The following is an 890-nucleotide window of genomic DNA, read 5'->3' on the forward strand; positions in this document are numbered from 1 at the left end:
AGGGGGAAAGGGGGAGGGTTTGGTATTTTCCATTTGCCCAATAAAGATGTATCCCTTTGACCACAAGAGTGCAAAAAGTCTGTTGTTTGCTAAGTAACAGTGACTTGCAAGTGAAAAAATTGATGGTTTACAATCAACAGTTAACGACCTCAACCGTAATAACTTTTAGCAGATATTTAAATTACCCAGTGCGTTAACAGCCTCTAGAAAATATTTCTAGAGGCATAATTGATGTTATTTGAGTTAGCGATCGCAGATTTTTTGTGCAGCTTTAGTCGTTAATTTTTATTTTAGCGATAGAATTCCTATTTGATTGTGTGTGTAAAAAAATTTGCCATCAATCCTCAAATTTCATTCCCGAATCGCCTGATGAATAATTTAATGAATTTGGCTCCTATAAAGCAAATTACTCAAAAAAAGACGTGCTTGTTCTAGTGGGAGATGTCTGGGTTTCCCTTGGTAGACAATTTGATACTCTTTGATGTCTGGCCCATCTCCATGCCCAGAAATTAGCCTCCGGTGAAAAGCTTCCTCAGCCAGTAACCTCACTTCATCTCTTAGAGCAGCTTGTGTGCCATTCATACCTTACTGTTTCCTCAAAACCGTATTCGTTGATACCGTATATAGTTTATACAAATAATTCTTCAAGTATTACACCTTTCAAAGGTTGTATATTTGATTATTCGTCAGGATGAATTGAATGTAATGTTTTTTGGCTGATGTGATTAAGATTGAATTATGCCTTGAGATAGTTGTAGATGCTTCATAATATCGTTAGGGTATGTTCGTGTTAATTCGTAATTTGCAATTAAAATTCGCTTTGAAAAAAACTCAGTACACTTAATCTAGAATCCTCTTGCCTATTGCCTATTACCCCTTCCCCCTTCCCC

At 36.5% G+C, this 890-nt stretch carries 1 protein-coding gene; it reads right to left on the reverse strand.

Translation table 11 applies throughout. The features are described from left to right. Positions 1-378 precede the first annotated feature (378 nt). The gene (locus GNE10_RS34850) at positions 379-582 is read right to left on the reverse strand and encodes a hypothetical protein (protein ID WP_099071839.1); all 204 of its coding nucleotides are present in this window, start codon (positions 580-582) and stop codon (positions 379-381) included. Positions 583-890: the final 308 nt, after the last annotated feature.

The organism is Nostoc sp. 2RC, from assembly GCF_014222165.1.
In the GTDB taxonomy this organism is placed as follows: Bacteria; Cyanobacteriota; Cyanobacteriia; order Cyanobacteriales; family Nostocaceae; genus Nostoc; species Nostoc linckia.